Source organism: Alkalispirillum mobile, assembly GCF_003664325.1.
Taxonomy (GTDB): domain Bacteria; phylum Pseudomonadota; class Gammaproteobacteria; order Nitrococcales; family Halorhodospiraceae; genus Alkalilimnicola; species Alkalilimnicola mobilis.
On sequence record NZ_RCDA01000001.1, the window covers coordinates 361,798 to 381,345 of the forward strand.

Genomic DNA, 19,548 nt, shown 5'->3' on the forward strand with positions numbered 1-19,548 from the left:
CTCAGAAAGGCATCTTGAAACCCGGGGGCAGGCCCATGCCCTCGCTCAGCCCGGACATGCGCGACTGGCTCTCCTGCTGCAGCTTGTGCACGGCATCGTTGAAGGCCGCGGCAACCAGGTCCTCGACCATCTCGCGGTCGTCTTCGAAGAGACTGGGGTCGATGTTGACCCGACGGGCCTCATGCTTGCCGTTGATGGTCACGGAGACCATGCCGCCACCGGACTCGCCGGTGACTTCCATCTTGGCGATCTCTTCCTGGGCCTTTTGAAGCTCCTGCTGGAGCTTCTGGGCCTGCTTCATCATGTTACCGATTCCGCCCCTCATCACTTGATCCTCATATCGGGGGTTGCAGTTGAATCTGACTCAGGCCCCGTCGTGGGGCCTGATAGTGTCCGGCAGTAGTTCCGCGCCGAAGCGCTGGCGCAGCCCGGCGACGTTCGGGTCCTGTTCCAGCGATGCCTGCGCGGCACGCAGCCGCTCTGCCCGCTCCCGGCGAGCCACCGCTGCCGGCGTCTCACGCTGTGGCGCGCCCTGGCGGATGTCCAGGCGGACCGCCCGCCCCAGGGCTTCGCCAAGCACGGCGCTGAACTCGGACTCCAGACCCGGAGTACGCAGCATCTCGTGCTGTTCGTCCAGCCGAAGGATAACACGGCCCTCCTCCTCGCCGACCCACTCGCAGTGGGCCGCAAACTGGCGGAGAGCGCCTTCCAAGGGCAGCGCGCGCGCCGTCCAGGGCCAGTTATCGGCGGTGATCTCCAGTGGCTGGCCCGGCGCTGACGTGACCGGCGCGACCGTCGTGCCGTCCTCCCCTTCGGCATCGTCCGGCCGTGCAGGTTCCGCGGCCAAGGGCGCATCGGCCTGCGGCGACGCAAGCGGCTCTCCCCAGGGTGGGGGCTCGTCATCGGTTGGTGGCGGGCCCTCCGCCCAGGGCGGCGGCTCCGGGGCGTCCGGCTCCGGCGCCACCCCTTCCGGGGCCGGCTGGGCATCAGCGGGCCCCGCCTTGGGGGGTTTGGTAGCCGACGGGGCTGGCCCGGTGGCCGGCCCTTGCGCGCTGCCGGTGGCCTCCGGCGCAATCTGGCCGCGTGCCGCGCGCATCAACGCCTCGCGCCGGCTGTCCAGGGGCGAGGCGGGCTGGTCGGGAGCGTCGGCCCCGCTTGCCGTTGCCCCGCCGACTTCCGGCTTCTCCGGCCGTGCCGGTTGCGTTGCCGGGGCAGCCGCCTCGCCCGCCGCCGCTTTCGGAGCCGTGCCGGGTTCGGCCGCGGCGCCCGGCTCGGCTTCGACAACCACCCCCACCGGCTGGAATGCCAGCATGCGGAGCAAAACCATCTCGAAGCCGGTCCGCGCTTCCGGTGCCAGGGGCAGGTCACGCCGGCCGTTAAGCGCCAGTTGGTAGTAGAGCTGCACATCCTCTGCAGGCAGGCGGGCTGCCAATGCCTTCAGCCGCTCCGCGTCCGGCTGGTCCTCGGGTACCGCGCCGGGCACCACCTGGCAGAGGGCCACCTGGTGCAGGCAGTGGAGCATCTCGTCGAGGGCATCACCGAAGTCCGGTGCCCGCTCACTCATCCGGGCGGTCACCTGGAGCAGGGCCTGACCGTCGCTGTCGGCCAGTGCTTCCAGCGCCTCCAGCACGAACCCCCGGTCGATGGTGCCGAGCATGGCGCACACCTCACCTTCGCGCACGCAGCCCGCGCCAAAGGCAATGGCCTGGTCCAGCAGTGACAGGGCGTCGCGCATGCTGCCCTGCGCGGCCTGACCGAGCCGGGCCAGGGCGGCAGGCTCCGCTTCCAGCTGCTCCTGGTCGACGACCGTGCGCAGGTACTCCGCGATCAGGCTGCCGGGCAGGTTCTTCAGATTGAACTGCAGGCAGCGTGACAGGATGGTGACCGGCAGCTTCTGAGGGTCAGTGGTGGCCAACAGGAACTTTACGTGCGGCGGCGGCTCTTCCAGGGTCTTCAGCAGCGCATTGAAGCTGTGCCCGGAGAGCATGTGCACTTCGTCGATCAGATAGATCTTGTAGCGGCCACGGGTGGGCGCGTACTGCACGTTGTCCAGCAGCTCGCGGGTATCTTCCACTTTGGTCCGCGATGCCGCATCCACCTCGATCAGGTCGACGAAACGGCCGGCGTCCAGCTCGAGGCAGGCATCACACTTACCGCAGGGCTCCGCCGCGACGCCCTGCTCGCAGTTCAGGCACTTGGCCAGGATCCGGGCCACCGTGGTCTTGCCCACCCCGCGGGTACCCGTGAACAGGTAGGCGTGGTGCAGGCGCTGCTGCTCCAGGGCGTTGATCAGGGCGCGCAGCACGTGCTCCTGACCGGCCATCTCGGCAAAGGTGCGCGGTCGCCACTTACGGGCGAGTACCTGGTAAGCCATGGTTTCCTGCTGTCTGCGAAGCGAGGCTACAAAGTGTACGGGCGGCGGCGATACAGTGCCACTGATAGGGCAGTGAGCCGACGTGGGGGAGGATAGATGGAGGCGGCGGATACCAGCCACACCCCGGCGCCCGAGTCCACCGCTGCCGCTGCTCCCTTCCGGGCCTGACGGAATTCACGGTTTATCGTCGCGAGGGGACCGGCACCACCGCCATAGTAGCGGTCCGGTTGGTGCGGACCCTGCCTTGGGCAGGCAGGTCGAAGACGTTAACATGACAGCCCCGCCAGGCCAAGGGCCGGGCCAGCCGACCGACGATGGGACCGCAACCGCCATGCGTAAAAATCCGCTAACCTACCTGCTGATCGGCATCGTTCGCTTCTACCAGTACGTCATCTCCCCGATGATCGGTCCGCGTTGCCGCTATTGGCCCACCTGTTCGGCGTATGCGGTGGAGGCCCTGCAATTGCATGGCCCGTTTCGCGGCGGGTGGCTGGCCCTGCGGCGGTTTCTGCGGTGCCACCCCTGGGGCGGGCACGGCGTCGACCCGGTACCCGGTAGCGAGGGCCGCACCACCGGGCCGTGTCGTTGCGCCCCGCCCGAAGACCGGAAGCCCGGGCATCACCGGGATGCCTGATACCCCGAATGCCCGTGAAATCAGCCCCTGGCGCCACCCTGGCGCAAATGGGCGCGGAAGATATAGCGGCGCACCGCGTTCTGCACCCGACTGTCGTGCGCGTCCAGGTTCAGCACCAGGCGGTGGCGACGGCGCTGACCGGGGGCCAGGTTGACCCGCAGCGGCAACGGGACCTCGTCGGGCAGCAACAATTCCAGTTCGGGCACGTTCACCGGCCGCCCCCGGCGCGGTAACACCCCCTCCGGCAGCGCGATACCGCTGGCGGAGATATCCAGCACCGGGGTACAGCCCGGCTGCCCCGCCCTGCCCCGGAGGCAGACCTCGTCACCCTGGGGCTGAATACGCAACGCCCGCGGTTTCCGGCGTTCATCGCGGATCTCGGGCGGCCCCACTTCCAGGTGCATCGGTTCGTGGCCACCGCCACGAATCCGCACTGGAAAGTGATAACTGAAGGCGGCGTGGCGCCCGATGATTTCCAGGCTGTCCTCGGCAAAATAGGACCAGAATGCCGAGGCATCTCCCTGCGGCATTAACCGACAAAGAAGATCGGAATTCTCGGCACGCTCCGCCGGTGCCTGCCAGAGGGCGCTCAGAAAGGCGCGCTCCTCCGCAGTGAGCTGGCTATTTGGTCTGACCACAATGGGCCCCTCAGGTATGGCTAATACCCTGATTTTAGTCTGCAACCAGCCGGTCTGCCGCCCATGACCGCGGCCTGGTGCACAGCCGGGGCCCCGGGAATTGCAGACCGGGGCCGCAAAAAGCATAATGCGCGCGACATTAAACCGTCACCCGACGCTAGACCAATCAAAATCAAGAGAGGTCACCCGTGAGCCAGCAACACCTCGATACCGTGTTCCAGGAGTGGCAGGACAACGAAGCCCGTGCCGAGGAAATGATCCCCCTGCTCGGCACCCTCTACCGCAAGTACAACATCGTCACCTCGTTGTACGGCCGGTCTCTGATTAACCAGTCCGTGATACGCATTCTGAAGGATCACCGCTTCGTCAAGAAAATCGAGGGCACCGAGCTGTCCGTCTGCGACACGCTGCCCGTCGTGCGCACAATGGTCGCGCTGAACCTGGCGCCGGCGCACGTGGACGTGGGTAAGCTGGCCGTGGCCTTCAAGAACTCGGGCGAGGACGACGTGGAGGCCTTCCTGCGCCGCGAGCTGGCCGACATCGTCGACGGCCACGATCCGGAGGGCAACACCGGCGAGCCCAAGGACGTGGTGCTCTACGGCTTCGGCCGCATCGGTCGGCTGCTGGCCCGCATCCTGGTGGAAAAGGCCGGCGGTGGCAGCCTGCTGCGCCTGCGCGCGGTGGTGGTCCGCGGCAAGGGTGGCGACCTGGAAAAGCGTGCCAGCCTGCTCCGCCGCGACTCCGTGCACGGCCCGTTCGGGGGCTCCATCACCGTGGACGAGGCCAACAACACGCTGGTCATTAACGGCAACCGGGTGCGCTTCATCTACGCCGACGACCCGTCGGAGATCGACTACACCACCTACGGCATCGACAACGCCATCGTGGTGGACAACACCGGTAAGTGGCGGGACCGGGACGGCCTCTCTCAGCACCTGGCGTGCAACGGCGTCTCCAAGGTGCTGCTGACGGCCCCGGGCAAGGGCGATATCAAGAACATCGTCTTCGGCATCAACCACAAGGACATCGGCGACGAAGACCGGATCGTCTCCGCCGCCTCCTGCACCACCAACGCCATCGTGCCCGCCCTGAAGGCGCTGAACGACCAGTACGGCGTCGAGCACGGCCACGTGGAGACGGTGCATGCCTACACCAACGACCAGAACCTGATCGACAACTACCACAAAGGTGATCGCCGGGGCCGCAGTGCCGCGCTGAACATGGTCCTCACCGAGACCGGCGCCGCCAAGGCGGTGGCCAAGGCCGTACCGGAGCTGGCCGGCAAGCTCACCGGTAACGCCATCCGGGTGCCCATCCCGAACGTCTCCATGGCCATCCTGAACCTGCGCCTGCTGGAGGACGTCTCCGCCGATGGGCTCAACGACTACCTGCGGGTCATGTCGCTGAACTCTTACATGCAGAAGCAGCTGGACTACGTGGACTCCTCCGAGGTGGCCTCCTCGGACTTTGTCGGCAACCGCCACGCGGGCATCGTGGACGCCAAGGCCACTCTGGCCAGCGGCAAGAATGCCGTGCTCTACGTCTGGTACGACAACGAGTTCGGCTACAGCTGCCAGGTGGTGCGTATCCTGCAGCACATGTCCAACGTGCACTTCCTGAAGTTCCCCCGGGAGACCCAGCCCGAGGCGGAGAAGGCCGTCTCCTGAGGCGGGCTGGCAGGGTGTCCCGTCGTCCACGGCTGACGGAACAGGTCCACGCCCGGTTGGCCGCACACCTGCGTGGCGGCGACCGGGCGGTGGACGCCACCGCCGGCAACGGGCACGACACCCTGTTCCTGGCGCGGCAGGTGGGCGGCCAGGGCCAGGTCTGGGCCTTCGATGTGCAGTCGCAGGCCCTCATGGCAACGCGGAAGCGCCTGCAGCAGGCCGGGCTGGCGGACCGGGTTAATCTGGTACACGCCGGCCATCAGGCCTTGTCCCGCCACCTCCCCGCAACGACCCTGGGGCAGGTGAAGGCGGTGGTTTTCAACCTGGGCTACCTGCCCGGGGGTGACCACGCCCTTATCACCCGTCCGGAGACCACGTTAGCCGCCCTGAATTCGGCCTGGGAAGCGTTGGCCCCGGCCGGGGTCATCAGTCTGATGATCTACCGTGGTCACCCCGGCGGCGCGGCGGAGTTCGATGCCGTCGCCGACTGGTGCCGAAGCCGGGGCATTGAACCCGAGGCGCCGGATGGCCCGGCCCGGTCACCGAAAGCGCCGATCTGGTGGCTGCTGACACGGTGTGGCACCCGCGACGTTCAGCCTGACGCCGGGGGTGCTCCCGCGGCTTCTTCTGCCGGCTGATCCACGGCACCCGCGCGCAGTAGCAGGAACGGCAGGTCCACCCGCTCCAGGAGCCGGGTAATCATGCCTCGCTCTTCCTCGCTGCCGTCCTGGGTGCGACTGATCAGCAACGCACCGATCTGCTCCTGCAATAGGGCCTTGAGCAGGCCGTTCTCGTCCGGCGGGTACACCACCCGCAGCCGGGCCGAGACACCTCGCGTCTCCAGCCAGTCGGTAATCTCCGCCAACCGCTGATCCTTGAGCTCACCCGTCTCCGGGGGCAAGACGAGCAACGTGTATTCGCGTCCGTCCCCACCGACCCGCAGGGCAGCGTCCAGGGCCTGTTCGGCGTGCTCATCGGCCCGCACCACTATTCCGGTGACGGCGCGTTCGGGCCAGGTCCCCAGCAACAGCGAGCAGGGCGCCAGGTGAATCAACTGCCGCGCGTTGGAGCCCAGCGAGCGGGCCCGGCCACTGGCCCAGCCGGTGCGCCCAAGCACCAGCAGGTCGCTGTCCCGTGCTTCGGACAGGGCGGCCGCCACCACCCGATCACGCAACACCTGTAACGCGACCTCCCGGCGTTCGTGGGCCAGCGCCCGGCGGATTGCCGCTCGCACTAGCTGCGCCCGGTCCTGCAGGCGCGCCTCCAGGGTATCACTGGCCAGGGGCCGCGCCACGCCGGTGTACGCACCCACCTCGCGCGTGAACGGCAGCCCGGCGCTACGCAGCAGGTCGCGATCTTCCACATACAGACCCCGCAGTTCCACGTCGCCGTCCCGCAGCAGGGTCAATGCAGCACGCAGTGCCTCGGTGCTGGCCAGCGAGGCGTCGAGCATAATCAGCGCGCGCCGGAAAAGCCTGGCGCGGGGGGGTGCCTCAGGCCGCCGCCGTTCAGTCATCGCGGCCCCCGCCGTTGCCGTTACCCTCCCGGTGCTTCGCCGACCCGCTGTCGCCTTCGTTACCGTTGTCCTTGCCGCTGTGACGCTGTACCGACTCGGCAAAAGCGGCCAGCCGGTCGGCCACAAGGCGGTTCAGGCTGCCTTCCGGGTAAACGCCGTCCTCATCCGGTGCACCCACCGACATGCCCGTGATCAGCTCCAGCGCCTCGTCCACGTGGCGGATGGGGTAGACGTGGAAACGGCCGGCCGCAACGGCCTCGCGCACCGGCCGGTGCAGCATGAGGTGCGGCACATTGGTGGCCGGCAGTAACACCCCCTGTCCCTCCACCCCGCCGCGGGCCTCGCAGACCTCGAAAAAGCCCTCAATCTTTTCATTGACGCCCCCCACAGCCTGCACCTCGCCATGCTGGTTGACGGAACCGGTGACAGCCAGCGACTGCTGGAGCGGGACCCCGGCGATAGCGGAGACGAGGGCGCACAACTCGGCCACGGAGGCGCTGTCCCCCTCCACACCGCCGTAGGACTGTTCGAAGGCCAGGCTGGCCGACAGGGACAATACGCCCTCCCGGGCGTAGCGGGTCGCCAGGTAGCGGGAGAGGATCATGACCCCCTTGGAGTGAATATTGCCGCCGAGCTTCGCCTCGCGTTCAATATCCAGCACCTGACCGCGACCGGCACGGGCGGTGGCGGTGATTCGGGTCGGCCGCCCGAAGGCCTGGTCGCCCAGGTGCAACACCGACAAGCCGTTGACCTGGGCCACCGCCTCGCCCGTGGTGTCGATCATCACCGTGCCACGCTCGATGAACTCCAGCGTGCGCTCACGGATGCGGCCACCCCGGTAACGCTGCTGCCCGATGGTTCGCTCCACGTGCGCGGCCTCGATCTGCGCGGCCTCGTCACGCCCGGCCCAGTAATCGGCCTCCATCAGCAGGTCACGCAGCATGCGCGCCTGCGCGGTCAGCTTCTCCTGGTCATCGGCCAGGCGCCCGGCCTGTTCGATGATCCGCCCGACCGCCGGCGCTGTGAGCGGACGCAAGGCGTCGCGCCGGGCCATGGTGGCCAGCATGCGGGCGTAGGCACGCTGGCTCTCGTCGGTCCTGGGCACCTCGTCCTCGAAGTCGGCCTGCACCTTGAACAGGTCGAGGAAATCGGGGTCGTAGGCGGCCAGCAGGTAGTAGAGGAAACGGTCCCCCACCAGCGCCACCTTCACGTCCAGCGGAATGGGCTCCGGCTCCAGGCTGACCGTGCTGGCCAGCCCATACAGGCGCTCCAGTGACTGGATGCGTACGGTGTGAGCACTGAGCGCCCGCTTCAGGCTCTCCCAGGCCATGGGTTGCTGCAGCACCCGCAGGGCATCCAGCACCAGGTAGCCGCCGTTGGCCCGGTGCAGGGCACCGGCGCGGATCAGGGTGAAATCGGTCATCAACGCGCCCTGGTGGACGTAGTGTTCGATACGCCCGACCAGGTGCTGATGCAGGGGCAGGTCCTCGTAGACCACCGGCGCCCCCTGCTGCTCGGCGTTATCCACGATCAGATTGAGCTGGTAGCGTTCCATCACCGCCTCCATGGCGGAATGGCGCCCATGCTTGTCCCCCTGCAGGGCCTCCACGTGCTCTATGACGTCCTTGCGCACGGCGTCCAGGTGGGCCACCACCGGTTCGAGGTGGCTGTACGCATCCTTGAGGTTGCCGATCGGCGCGCCCGCCGCCACCAGCACCATCTCCTCGTTCAGCTGGCGGACCTGTTCACGCAGTTCCCGCTGGATTTGCGGCAGTTGCTGGATGGAGTACTGCAGCTTTTCCTGCAGTTGCTCCACCCGCTTCTCGATGGCGTTGCGCTCCTCCTCGGGCAGTTTCTGAAACTCCTCCGCGCTCAGTACCTCGCCGTCCTTCTTGGGCGCGAAGGTAAAGCCGGATGGCGTCGTGAGCAGCGCAATGCCCCCCTCTTCGGCCTCCCGCTGGATCTGCTCGATGGCCTCGCGATGGCGACGGTTGGCTGCCTGCTGCAGCTCCTGGAGCCGGGACTGGTACTCGTCGCTCTCGAAGGTAGCCGGGATGGAACTGCGCAGCTCCTCCGTCAGCTCCTCCAGGTCGCGCTTCAACCGGCGCCCCACCCCGGTGGGCAGGGCCAGCGCGCGGGGCTGGTCCGGGGCGTCGAAATTATAGAGATAGGCCCAGTCCCGGGGCTGCTCCCGCGCCAGGGCCTTGTGGGCCAGGAATTGCTGTACCCACTCGCGCTTGCCCACGCCGGCCGGTCCCAGCACGAAGAGGTTGAATCCGTCGTTGCGCATTCCGGTGGCGAAATCCAACGCCTCCAGGGCGCGCTGCTGGCCACAGGGCAGCTCCAACGGCTCCAACTCCTCGGTGGTCCGGAAACCCAGCGCTTCCGGGTCGCAGTAGCGGTAAAGCTGCCCGGCGCTCAGGGGCTGAATCGATGTCATGCCTGCTCCTTGTTCCCGTTCTGCAGTGCCTGGTTCCCCGCCCGTTGCGGTATTGGCGGGGCACGGCCAATCCGGCTCAATCCGCGCGCTCCTGGCGCTGCGCCGGGGCTTCACCCTCCGCCTCTGCGGTCACCGTAGCATCAGCCTGGTTGCCGGCCTCCAGTCGATGGATGGCCGCCTGCCCCCTGCGCGCCAACTGATCCATGCGATCAATCTGCTCATCCAGCCGGGGCAGGGCCTCCTGCCGGTAGCGGGAGAGCGCATCAATCGCCCCCAGCACCTCGCCGAAGGCGGACTCCAGCTGCTCCATGTCCAGGGTGGCGGACGCCGCGCGGCCCTGGATCTCCGCGCCCTGCTGGCGCAACGCCCGCGCCGTGCCGGAGATCATCTCGGAAGTGGTCCGGTTGAGTGCCTCCACGCGGTCCAGCACCAGGCGCTGATTGGCCAGTCCGAGGGCGACGGTCACTGCCACATTGAGCGCGGACGCCGTGACGTTTATCGCCCGGTCCACCCCCCGGATCAGCTCCCGGTTGTTCCGGATGACCACCTCCAGCGCCAGGACACCCTGCTGACTGACCGCCAGTTGTTGTTGCAAGTCCACGATGCGCTGGCGTAGCGGGAAGAGTAGCTCTTCCTCGATGAAGCGCCGACGGGGCGCTTCCGCCGAGAGGCTCCCGACCTCCCCCTGCAAGCGCTCGTCGATGAGTTTGCCCAACTCGACCTGACGGGCGAGTTGGGTGAGGATCTCGCGCAGTTGCTCCTGGTCATCGGCCAGCGTGATATTGTCCCGGCGCAGCATGGCCGCCCCGGCCTCCAGGTTGCTGATGATCGCATCCAGCGCCTGCTGGGCGGTTTCGAACTTACGGAAGTAGCGCTGCAAGCGGGTCCCCACGCCGGGGAGACGGCCGAGGAAGCGGTCGACCAGGCCGGGGCTCAGGTCCTTCCCGCGGGGGTCCAGGCCGGCCATCTGCTCCCGTAGATCCAGCAGCGAACGGGCCACCGGACCGCCCTCCTCGCCCTGGTGGGCCAGCTTGCGGATAGGTTCCTGCAGCATTTCGCTGCGGCGAGCGGCCTGGCGCTGGACCTCGATGCCCATGTTGTCAACGGCGGCGCGCTGGCGTTGTGCGCCCGGGCCCGCGGCGGTCTCGTCCGGTGTTGCCGCAAGCACGTCCTCAACAAAACGATCCGCCATGCGGATCAGTTCCGGGTCGGCTCCGGACGCCTGCTCCGTCTGCCGGTCCACCTCCCGCTCTATCTCATCCACCGGAGGTAGCGACAGGCTGAAGTCCTGTGTCTGGTCTTCGTCGGAGGCGTTGGCCATGGCATGCTCCACTGCGTTGGCGGATGGTTCAGGGGCGTTCTTCGTATTGTGACGCGCGAGCGGCAAACCGATGCAACTCCTTGAGTGCTTCCTCGGCGGCCTGGGCCCGTCGGCTTGGCCCGGTGTCGATGCGCGATACCGAAACGGCGGCATCATCCAGCGCGGTCAGCGCCGCCTCGTTGGCCGCCACGGCCTCGCGCACCTGGCGTTCGGCATCCTCTGCCAGGGCGAGTCGGCGTTCCAGCGCCCGCCGCTCTCCGGCATCCAGACTCGTCTCGGCGAGGCGTCGGCGCACAAAGTTGGTATCAATGGGCGCCGCCCCCGCCACCAGTGAAACGGCCCGCTCCAGGCGTTCAATGGCGGAGCCGGTCACCTCCCGGACCAGCCCGAGCGCCCGCCGGAAGGCCATCTCCTCGGCGTCAAACCGCCCGTGCAGTACCGATATGACGTGGGTATAGCGGGAGTAAAGACGGTCCGCCTGCACGGCCAGATCCCGACGCCCCTGCTCCTGCAGCGCGCGTTTGATCCGGCACAGCGCCCGGACGGTGTCATCGGCACCGGCTGGGGGGTGGTCCGGGTCCAGCACGCGCAAGCGCGCCTCTCGGGCCCGGCGCTCTGCCTCGGCCCGCGCCTGCTCCTGCCCGGCCTGTCGGTCGACCGCCGCCCGCCGGGCCACCCACGCGGCCTGCCAACGGCGCCAGCGACGCTCCACGAACAAACCCGCCGGGATGGCTACCAGACCGGTCAACCAGCCGGCAAGGCTGGGCCCAAAGCCGCCCCACAGCGAGGTCAGCCAGAGCAGAAAGGCGAGAAAAGGGATAGCCAGCCAGTAGCGCAGGAAGAGCTGCCAGCGTCGGGGCGATGCCGTGGGCAAGGCAATATGCGGGTTGATCAACCCGGCGATGAACCACGGCAGGCAGGAGAGCCAAAGGCCGTAGGCAAAACCCTGAAGAAACCCGAGCATCCCGCAGTACGTCCCTGAATGAACCGTATGGCCCTACTTTGGCACGGATCAGGGTACGGGGGACACCGATGGATGGGGAAACCAAGGCGGGAAACGCAATCGGGCCCGCAACGGGCCCGACCACGGTACTGCTTCCCCGGTCCGGCAGGGCCTAAGGCGGCCCCGCCGGGTCGGGCGCCCCGGATTACGCCTCCAGGTCGTAACGGTCCGCGTTCATCATCTTCGTCCAGGCGGCAACGAAGTCCTTGACGAACTTCTCCTTGTTGTCGTCCTGGGCGTAGAGTTCCGCGTAGGAGCGCAGGATCGAGTTGGAACCGAAGACCAGGTCCACCCGGGTGGCGGTCCACTTCTTCTCGTCGGACTTGCGATCGCGGATCTCGTACAGGTTGTCGGCAACCGGTACCCAACGATAGTTCATGTCCGTCAGGTTCACGAAGAAGTCGTTGGTCAACTGCCCTTCGCGATCCGTGAACACGCCGTGCTTGGTCCCGCCATGGTTGGTACCCAGCACCCGCATGCCGCCGACCAGCACGGTCATCTCCGGGGCCGTCAGGCCCATGAGCTGGGTACGGTCCAGCATCAGCTCCTCGGGGGCAACCGCGTAGTCCTTCTTCACCCAGTTGCGGTAGCCATCGGAGAGCGGCTCCAGGTACTGGAAGGAGTCCTCGTCGGTCATCTCCTGGCTGGCATCGCCACGGCCCGGTGCGAACGGTACGGTGACATCGACGCCGGCAGCCTTGGCGGCCTTCTCGACCCCGACGTTACCGGCCAGCACGATGGTGTCCGCGATGCTGGCACCGGTTTCCTTCGCGATACCCTCCAGCACGCCCAGGACCTTGTTCAGACGCTCGGGCTCGTTACCCTCCCAGTCCTTCTGGGGCGCCAGGCGGATACGGGCCCCGTTGGCGCCGCCACGGTAGTCGGACTGGCGGAAGGTGCGGGCGCTGTCCCAGGCAGTGGCAACCATCTCGCTGATGGACAGGCCGCTGTCGGCGATCTTCGCCTTGACCGCGTCCACATCGTAGTCGGACTTGCCGGCCGGAACCGGGTCCTGCCAGATCAGATCTTCCTGCGGGGCTTCCGGACCGATGTAACGGGTCTTGGGGCCCAGGTCGCGGTGGATCAGCTTGAACCAGGCGCGAGCGAAGACCTCGTTGAAGTACTCCGGGTCATTGTAGAAGCGCTCGGAGATCTTGCGATACTCCGGATCCATCTTCATCGCCATGTCGGCGTCCGTCATGATCGGGTTCAGACGGATGGAGGGATCCTCGACATCAACGGGCTTGTCCTCTTCCTTGATGTCCTTCGGCTCCCACTGCCAGGCCCCGGCCGGGCTCTTGACCAGTTCCCACTCGTAGTTGAGCAGCAGGTGGAAGTAGCCGTTGTCCCACTGGGTCGGATGGGTGGTCCAGGCACCCTCGATGCCGCTGGTAACGGTGTCGCGACCCACGCCGCGGGTCACCTTGTTGTTCCAGCCCAGACCCTGTTCCTCTACGTCGGCCGCCTCCGGATCCGGGCCGAGATTGGCCGCGTCGCCGTTGCCGTGGCACTTGCCGACGGTGTGACCGCCAGCGGTCAGAGCGACGGTCTCTTCGTCATTCATGGCCATGCGCTCGAAGGTGACGCGCACGTCCTGGGCCGTTTTCAGCGGGTCGGGGTTGCCGTCCACACCCTCGGGGTTGACGTAGATCAGCCCCATCATCACCGCCGCGAGGGGGTTCTCCAGGGACTCGCGGTCTTTGCCGTAGCGGCTGTTCTCGTTTTCGGTGGGCGCCAGCCACTCCTTCTCGGAGCCCCAGTAGGTGTCCTTCTCCGGGTGCCAGATATCCTCGCGGCCGAAGGAGAAGCCGAAGGTCTTGAAGCCCATGGATTCATAGGCCACGTTACCGGCCAGGATGATCAGGTCCGCCCAGCTCAGCTTGTTGCCGTACTTCTTCTTGATCGGCCACAGCAGGCGGCGCGCCTTGTCCAGGTTGGCGTTGTCCGGCCAGCTGTTGATGGGGGCAAAGCGCTGGTTACCGGTACCGCCGCCACCGCGGCCGTCGGCCACGCGGTAGGAACCGGCCGCGTGCCAGGTCATGCGGATCATCAGACCGCCGTAATGGCCCCAGTCGGCCGGCCACCACTCCTGGCTGTTAGTCATCAGCTCGGTGACGTCCTTCTTGACCGCGTCGAAGTCCAGCTTCTTGACCTCCTCGCGGTAGTCGAAGTCCTCACCCATCGGATCGGTCTTGCGATCGTGCTGGTGCAGGATGTCCAGATTCAAGGCGTTCGGCCAAAAATCCATGTTGCTTTCGCCAGCCTTGGTCAAGGCACCGTGCATCACCGGGCACTTGCCGCTGCTCTGTTGCTCTGCCATTTCACCCTCCAGTCCTAGGGTATGTTGTGGTTCCAGAATGGAATCAAGACGGGCTTCCTGCCGGCGTCTCCGGCCCAACCGTCTGTGATGACCTTACATCAACCCCCGCCTAGTAGTTAAAGATATTTTTTCTCTCGAACCAATAGTCCACGTATATTTATTTTCTGATTTTGATTGATGCGGACAATCAGATTCTCTCGTAGTCGCCCTCCTTGACTCAACCACCGCGATGCTTGGTCCGGTAGAGCTGAAATCGGCGCGGGTCTCCTCCCAACCCGGTCCCTGCAGCCCCTTACCCGCCGCCCTGCAGCCAGAGCAGAAACGCTAACGGCAACAACAAGCACATGACAATGCGGCCCACCACGGGCCAGCCATGCAGCCGGCGCTCGACGATCACGATCTGCCGCAATGCGCGAACCCGTTGCAGACCGCCCGGCGGCAAAAGGCGGGCCAATGTACGGCCGGGCTCACCCGCCCGAGGCGTCCGACTTGGGAGTCGAGCCAAGAGGCCGAGCAGCAAAACCCCCACCGCCAGCGGCCAGAGCCCCTCCAGGAGCGCACCGGCAGACAGGGCATACCGCCCCGGCTCCGCCGCCCCCGCATGCCACCAGGGCAGCACCAGCGCCAGCACGACCAGGGCCAGGTAAGGCGGGAAAAGCCCGAGGCCGCCCTCGTGCGCAGTGTCGCCCCGCCCCGGGCCGGCTGCATGTAGTCGCCAGAGGAACCGCCACATCAGCATGGTGGTTGCGACACTGGTGACAGCCAGTGCCGGCACCACCCAAACCGAATAAACACTCGCCTCCACCGTTATCTCGAAGGCCGCCTTGACCAGCGCGCCGCCGGTGAGCGGCGCGGCGGCCAACGACAGTGCTGGCAGCCAGAGCACCCACCACCCCCGCCACCACCAGGCCCCACCCAACTGCGGCACCAACCCGGCACCCAGAAACAACGCCCCCTTGGACAGTCCATGGTTGACCACGAATAACAGCAACACCGGCCAGGCCGCCTCGGCGCTCACCTCGGGCGTGGCAACGAGCCCCAGCGCTGCGGTGGCCAACCCCATCTGGCTGACACTGGACCAGCCCAGCATGGCCTTGGGCGCGCCGCTTCTCAGGCCCATGACGACCCCGTAGATTGCCCCGGCGAAACCCAGCGCCAACAACGGCGCTGCCAGATCCGCGACCTGGGCGGTGCCCGGTTCCAGCAGCCGCCACGCCCCCAGCAGACCGGCCTTGATCATCACACCGCTGAGCACGGCACTGGCTGGCACGGGCGCCACGGGGTGTGCCCGGGGCAACCAGGCGTGCAGTCCGAGCACCCCTATTTTCACCCCGAACCCCAAGCCGAGCAGGAGCAACAACAGCGGTGGGGCGGTACCGGCCACGCTGGTGAAGGCGAGCGACCCGCCCGACCCGGGGAAGATGGCGGCCCAGGCCACTGCCGTCAGCAACGCCAGCTCTGCCCCCATCGCCATGGCCAGATACAGCCAGCCCGCCCTTAGCGCCTTCCGGCTGCGCTCATGCACCACCAGACCCCAGGCGGCAAAACTCATGATCGCCAGACCGGTGTAAAACGTCAGCAGGTCCTGTGCCAGGATCAACAGCAGATTCCCGCCCAGGGCTGCGAGCCACAGGACCGCGAAAGCGGCTCGGCGCGCCGGCACCGCATGGGTTCGAGCAGCGAACGCGCCGGCCAGCAGCCAAAGCAGGACCGCCGGCAACAGGAACCCGCGGGCGGTCGCATCCAAGCCGATGGACAACGCCGGCGAGAGGGCCTCTCCGCCGGGCAGGGCCATTCCCAAAGCGACCGCAGACAGGGCCAGCACAAGTGCCGGCAGTGCCGCCCAACGCCCTCCCGCCAAGGCCTGCCGCCCCTGCCCCGCCGGGCGGAGCAATACGGCCAAGATGCGGAAAAGATAGGCCGCGGTGAGCACTGTCCCGAGCAGGATGGCAACCACCCATAGCCAGGCCCCGTTCGTTAGCGCGCTCTGCAGCAGCCACCACTTGCCCACGAACCCACCGGTGGGCGGCAACCCCAGCAGGCTGGCACCGGCCAGGAGCAGCGCCAACCAGGGCAACACCACGCCCGCCCCCATACCGCCCAAGGCATCCAGGCGGTCATGCCCGCAGGCGCGGGCGATACACCCGGCCGCCAGGAACAGACTGGCCTTGGCCAGACCGTGGCTCAGGATGATTACCATCGCACCGCGCCAGGCCAGGTCGGCCGCCCCACCCCCGGCCAACGGCAGGACCAACAGGGCAAAGCCGAATTGTGAGACCGTGGAATAGGCGATCAGCATTTTCAGGCGGCGCTGCATCAGCGCCATGGTCCCGCCCCAGAGCATGGCGCCGACGGCCAAGAGGCCGAACAGACCGCCAGGCCATGTCCCCTGGAAGGCCGCAAAGGGGCCGAACCAAAGCATTGCCAGCAGGTACAGGGCGGCGGCCACCACCACACCGGAGAGTGCGGCGCTCACCACGCTCGGTGCCCGCCCGTGGGCCGACGGCAGCCAGAAGTGCAGAGGGAACACCGCGGCTTTGAGGAGCAGGCCGAGGCTGATCAGGGCGGCGGCCAGCGCCGATGGCAGATCCAGCACCAACGCCTCGGCAATCAGGCCGATGTCCAGAATCCCGTAGCGCCCGTAGAGCAGCGCCACGCCCAGCAGGTAGACCGTCGAGCCCAGCAGCGAGGCCAAGAGATAGCGCCACGCAGCCGGCAGTGCCCCCCCGCCCGCCATGGCAATCAGCGCCACGGCTGCGAGAGACAAGACCTCCAGGGCCACGTAAAGATTAAACAGGTCCACCGACAGGAAGAGCGCGTTGAGCGCGCCCCAGAGAAAAAGCCACAGCGGCCAGAAGAGCGGTGACTGCTCGGATTCCGCGGCGCGATGGGCGGCGCCGGCGGCACAAACCATCGCCGTGAGCAGCAGCAGGCTCGCGCTCACCCCATCGATCTGCCAGCCGACGCCCAGCGGCGCGGTCCAGCCCCCGAGGTCCAGCCGCCAGGCGCCCTGCTGCCAGACGGCATGGACAAGCGCCGCGCTCGCCGCCAGCACACCGGCCGCACAGAGCGCGGTGACGGTGACGGCACGCACCGGGTAGACGAAGGTGGCGATCGCTCCGATCAGGGGCAGGCACACCACCAAGACCATCAGCATATCCGGCTGACTCACCTGCCCTCCTTCCCGGGGCCCTCTTCCTCCCCCCGCCGTGGCAGCGACAGGCGTACCAGCAGCACCAAAGCCACCGCCGTCGCACTGACACTGACCACGATGCCGGTAAGCACGATGGCGTGGGGCACCGCATCCAGTGGGTCGGCCTCACGGGCGAGCGCCACCAACAGCAGGAATACCGCCGCCGAGAGCACGTTCAGCGAGAGAATCTTGCGCAGCAGGTGCCGGGCCACGAACAGCCCGTGCAAACCGATCACGAACAGCACACCGGCGAGCGCCAGGTAGATCATCGGCGCATCGACTCCCCGTTACAGGATGCAGGCGGCTGGCCGGCCAGGTAGAGCGCCACCAGCGACATGGCGATCGAAAGCCCAGCGGCCAGCTCAAGCAGCAGCACAATCGGCCCGGCCAGGTCGGTGGGGTAAGCAAAAAAGGGTTGCCCGAGTGCGATCACACCCAAAGCCACCGCGAGCATGGCAGCCAACCCCAGGGACAGGAGGATACGCCACGGACCATAGGCGCTGCCGGTCAGCCAGGGCTGTGCGCCGGCCAGGATCGTCAGGATGCCGCCCGCACCCATGACCGCACCGGCGGAAAAGGCGCCCCCCGGCGCATGACTGCCACGCCAGAGCAGATAAACGCTCACCAATGCGAACATGGGAAAGAGCACCCGCCCCAGGGCGGGCAGCACCGGGGAGGTCATGGCGGGAACGCCCGGGACGGGCATGCGGCCCAAGGACCAGATGGCAACGGTCGCCAGCAACAGCACGCCGATCTCGAGCAGCGTGTCGAACGCCCGGAAATTCAGCAGCACCGCCGTAACCGGGTTTTCCACCCCGGATTCTGCCAGGGATGCCTGCACCTCCTCCCCGAGACCGGGACTGGGCAACTGCCAGGCGGCGAGCGTCAGCAGGCCCAGCAGGGCCAGCCCCGCGGGAACCCAGAAGTAGAGATCACCGCGCTCCTGCCAGGGTGTGCCCGCCTCGTCGGTTACCGCCAGGCGCCCGAGTGCCGAGAGCAGCAGGGCCCCGGTCGCACCCGCACCAATCGCCGCCTCGGCCAGAGCGATATCCGGTGCCTCCAGGCGAACCCAGGCCAAGGCCATCAGCAGACCGAAGATGATGAAACTGATGACGGCGCGGAAGAGGCCCGGGGTGTGGGTGGCCTGCCAGGCCAGCCAGATCAGGGCTGCGGCCAGCAGGCCGTCAAACACCAGCACCAGCGCGCCCACTACACCCCCCAGGGCTTGATGCCCCGGGCCAGGGCCGTGCGCCCGATCAGGCTGGCGCCGGCGGCCGAGGCCACCAGCATCAGCAACCAGATCAGTAGCAGTTTCAGGGCGGTAATCAGGCTGCCCGAGTAAACCGCCAGCCCAAGACAAACCAGGCCCAAGGCGACATTATCGCTCTTGGCCAGGGCATGAAGCCGGGTATAGGCGTCCGGGAAACGCAGCAGCCCGAGCATGCCCAGGAAGAAAAACGGCATGCCCGCGATGACCAGCAGGGCACCGAGCCAATGGTTAAGACTCATCCTTGCTTACCCCCTTGGTCGTCATCAGAAGTGGGCGCTGCCAGTTCCGACCAGACGCGCCCCACGAAGGTCACCACCGCCAGGGCCGCCAGCAGCGCCAGAACCAGCGCCACATCGAGCAGCTCGCGCCTGTCCAGGATGAACGCCATCAGGAGCAGGATCGCCACGGCAGAGGTGGAGAACATCTCGGACGCCAGCATCCGGTCCACCGCCGATGGCCCGCGCAACACCCGCGCCAGTCCGACGACGATGTTCAACAGCAACAGCGCCGCCAGCACCCCAAACAGTTCAGTCATCGTCCTCCGCCTCCACCATTTGCAGCACGATCGCCTCGAGATGCGCCAACGCAGCCTGGGCTCGCTCCGGGTCACCGATGACATGTACCGTCATGACCGAGTCGGTAATCTGGATGCACAGCGTCCCCGGCATGAGGTTGATCAGGTTGGCAAAAAAGATCCGCGCGGACTGGGCGCGCAACGCCCAGGGGTGGTCCACCAAGGTGGTTGTGAGCAGGCGCCCGTGGCGCAGCACGCGCCGCCCCACATCCACGGCACCGCGCACCGACCAGACGACGAAGACCGAGCAGAAGCGAAGCAGCACCAACGGCTTGAGGCGCAACCGGCCCTTCGCGGGGAAGGGGTTCAGCAATGCAGCAGCGAGCACGGCCGGCACCCCCCACACCCATGAGGCAGCATCCCCACCGGTCAACACCCACCAGACCAAGGCGTAGCCAATCATGCGGGCGAACAGCCCCGGGCTGCAGAGTTGTTGGCGAATCGTTGCGATAATGCTGATGGTGTCTACCCTCTGACCTGAGCCATGCTCCCCCAATTAACGCAGGAGCCATACGATAGGCCGCACGGCGGGCCCGATTCCCAGAGGTAGAACAACGTGCCATAGTAAGAGCGTCTAGAACAGAATCGGACCCCTGCC

Annotated in this window: 17 protein-coding genes and 1 other RNA gene; 3 read left to right on the plus strand and 15 right to left on the minus strand. The window is 67.1% G+C overall.

Annotation, left to right across the window (positions count from 1 at the left end; translation table 11 throughout):
* Position 1: 1 nt before the first annotated feature.
* From DFR31_RS01795 to ffs, 3 genes are all read right to left on the minus strand, one after another.
* Entirely contained in the window at positions 2 to 325 is a 324-nt protein-coding gene (locus tag DFR31_RS01795) for a YbaB/EbfC family nucleoid-associated protein (RefSeq protein WP_342767644.1), read from the minus strand.
* Positions 326 to 364: 39 nt separating this feature from the next.
* The gene (dnaX, locus tag DFR31_RS01800) at positions 365 to 2,374 is read right to left on the minus strand and encodes a DNA polymerase III subunit gamma/tau (RefSeq protein ID WP_121440953.1); all 2,010 of its coding nucleotides are present in this window, start codon (positions 2,372 to 2,374) and stop codon (positions 365 to 367) included.
* 107 nt (positions 2,375 to 2,481) lie between these two features.
* An RNA gene (gene ffs, locus DFR31_RS01805) (signal recognition particle sRNA small type) lies at positions 2,482 to 2,578 on the minus strand.
* 127 nt (positions 2,579 to 2,705) lie between these two features.
* Between ffs and yidD the strand changes: the two genes are divergently transcribed.
* On the plus strand, positions 2,706 to 3,008 hold the full coding sequence (gene yidD, locus DFR31_RS01810) for a membrane protein insertion efficiency factor YidD (protein ID WP_121440954.1): 303 nt from the start codon (positions 2,706 to 2,708) through the stop codon (positions 3,006 to 3,008).
* A gap of 20 nt (positions 3,009 to 3,028) precedes the next feature.
* Here the strand turns inward: yidD and DFR31_RS01815 are convergent, their stop codons facing one another.
* On the minus strand, positions 3,029 to 3,646 hold the full coding sequence (locus DFR31_RS01815; RefSeq protein WP_147436918.1) for a PilZ domain-containing protein: 618 nt from the start codon (positions 3,644 to 3,646) through the stop codon (positions 3,029 to 3,031).
* Positions 3,647 to 3,834: 188 nt separating this feature from the next.
* Here DFR31_RS01815 and DFR31_RS01820 point away from each other — a divergent pair, with 188 nt between their 5' ends.
* A complete protein-coding gene (locus DFR31_RS01820) occupies positions 3,835 to 5,313 on the plus strand; it encodes a glyceraldehyde-3-phosphate dehydrogenase (RefSeq protein WP_121440956.1) in 1,479 nt (492 codons plus the stop codon).
* 14 nt (positions 5,314 to 5,327) lie between these two features.
* Positions 5,328 to 5,951, plus strand: coding sequence for a tRNA 5-(aminomethyl)-2-thiouridylate-methyltransferase MnmM (gene mnmM / locus DFR31_RS01825; protein WP_121440957.1), 624 nt, complete (start codon positions 5,328 to 5,330; stop codon positions 5,949 to 5,951).
* On the opposite strand, the gene DFR31_RS01830 is transcribed toward mnmM, so the two are convergent.
* The 11 genes from DFR31_RS01830 to DFR31_RS01880 form a co-directional block, all read right to left on the minus strand.
* Complete coding sequence (locus DFR31_RS01830) at positions 5,906 to 6,829, minus strand: universal stress protein (RefSeq protein ID WP_121440958.1); 924 nt, start codon at positions 6,827 to 6,829, stop codon at positions 5,906 to 5,908. The two genes, mnmM and DFR31_RS01830, sit on opposite strands and share 46 nt — an antisense overlap.
* Entirely contained in the window at positions 6,822 to 9,269 is a 2,448-nt protein-coding gene (locus DFR31_RS01835; protein ID WP_121440959.1) for an ATP-binding protein, read from the minus strand. The genes DFR31_RS01830 and DFR31_RS01835 overlap by 8 nt, the downstream gene beginning before the upstream one ends.
* Before the next feature lie 76 nt (positions 9,270 to 9,345).
* Entirely contained in the window at positions 9,346 to 10,590 is a 1,245-nt protein-coding gene (locus DFR31_RS01840) for a toxic anion resistance protein (protein WP_121440960.1), read from the minus strand.
* Positions 10,591 to 10,618: 28 nt separating this feature from the next.
* The gene (locus DFR31_RS01845; protein WP_121440961.1) at positions 10,619 to 11,554 is read right to left on the minus strand and encodes an AfsR/SARP family transcriptional regulator; all 936 of its coding nucleotides are present in this window, start codon (positions 11,552 to 11,554) and stop codon (positions 10,619 to 10,621) included.
* A 184-nt stretch (positions 11,555 to 11,738) separates the two neighbouring features.
* Positions 11,739 to 13,913: a catalase/peroxidase HPI gene (gene katG, locus DFR31_RS01850; RefSeq protein WP_121440962.1), complete on the minus strand. Its 2,175-nt coding sequence runs from the start codon at positions 13,911 to 13,913 to the stop codon at positions 11,739 to 11,741.
* A gap of 292 nt (positions 13,914 to 14,205) precedes the next feature.
* Positions 14,206 to 17,085, minus strand: a complete 2,880-nt coding sequence (locus DFR31_RS14080; RefSeq protein WP_342767645.1) for a proton-conducting transporter transmembrane domain-containing protein — start codon at positions 17,083 to 17,085, stop codon at positions 14,206 to 14,208.
* The gene (locus tag DFR31_RS01860) at positions 17,082 to 17,375 is read right to left on the minus strand and encodes an NADH-quinone oxidoreductase subunit K (RefSeq protein WP_121440963.1); all 294 of its coding nucleotides are present in this window, start codon (positions 17,373 to 17,375) and stop codon (positions 17,082 to 17,084) included. Before DFR31_RS01860 ends, DFR31_RS14080 begins: the two co-directional genes overlap by 4 nt.
* On the minus strand, positions 17,372 to 18,316 hold the full coding sequence (gene mbhE, locus DFR31_RS01865; protein WP_121440964.1) for a hydrogen gas-evolving membrane-bound hydrogenase subunit E: 945 nt from the start codon (positions 18,314 to 18,316) through the stop codon (positions 17,372 to 17,374). The genes DFR31_RS01860 and mbhE overlap by 4 nt, the downstream gene beginning before the upstream one ends.
* Complete coding sequence (gene mnhG / locus DFR31_RS01870) at positions 18,316 to 18,615, minus strand: monovalent cation/H(+) antiporter subunit G (RefSeq protein WP_121440965.1); 300 nt, start codon at positions 18,613 to 18,615, stop codon at positions 18,316 to 18,318. Before mnhG ends, mbhE begins: the two co-directional genes overlap by 1 nt.
* The gene (locus DFR31_RS01875) at positions 18,612 to 18,911 is read right to left on the minus strand and encodes an MrpF/PhaF family protein (protein WP_121440966.1); all 300 of its coding nucleotides are present in this window, start codon (positions 18,909 to 18,911) and stop codon (positions 18,612 to 18,614) included. Before DFR31_RS01875 ends, mnhG begins: the two co-directional genes overlap by 4 nt.
* Complete coding sequence (locus DFR31_RS01880; RefSeq protein WP_121440967.1) at positions 18,904 to 19,353, minus strand: Na+/H+ antiporter subunit E; 450 nt, start codon at positions 19,351 to 19,353, stop codon at positions 18,904 to 18,906. The genes DFR31_RS01875 and DFR31_RS01880 overlap by 8 nt, the downstream gene beginning before the upstream one ends.
* Positions 19,354 to 19,548 lie beyond the last annotated feature (195 nt).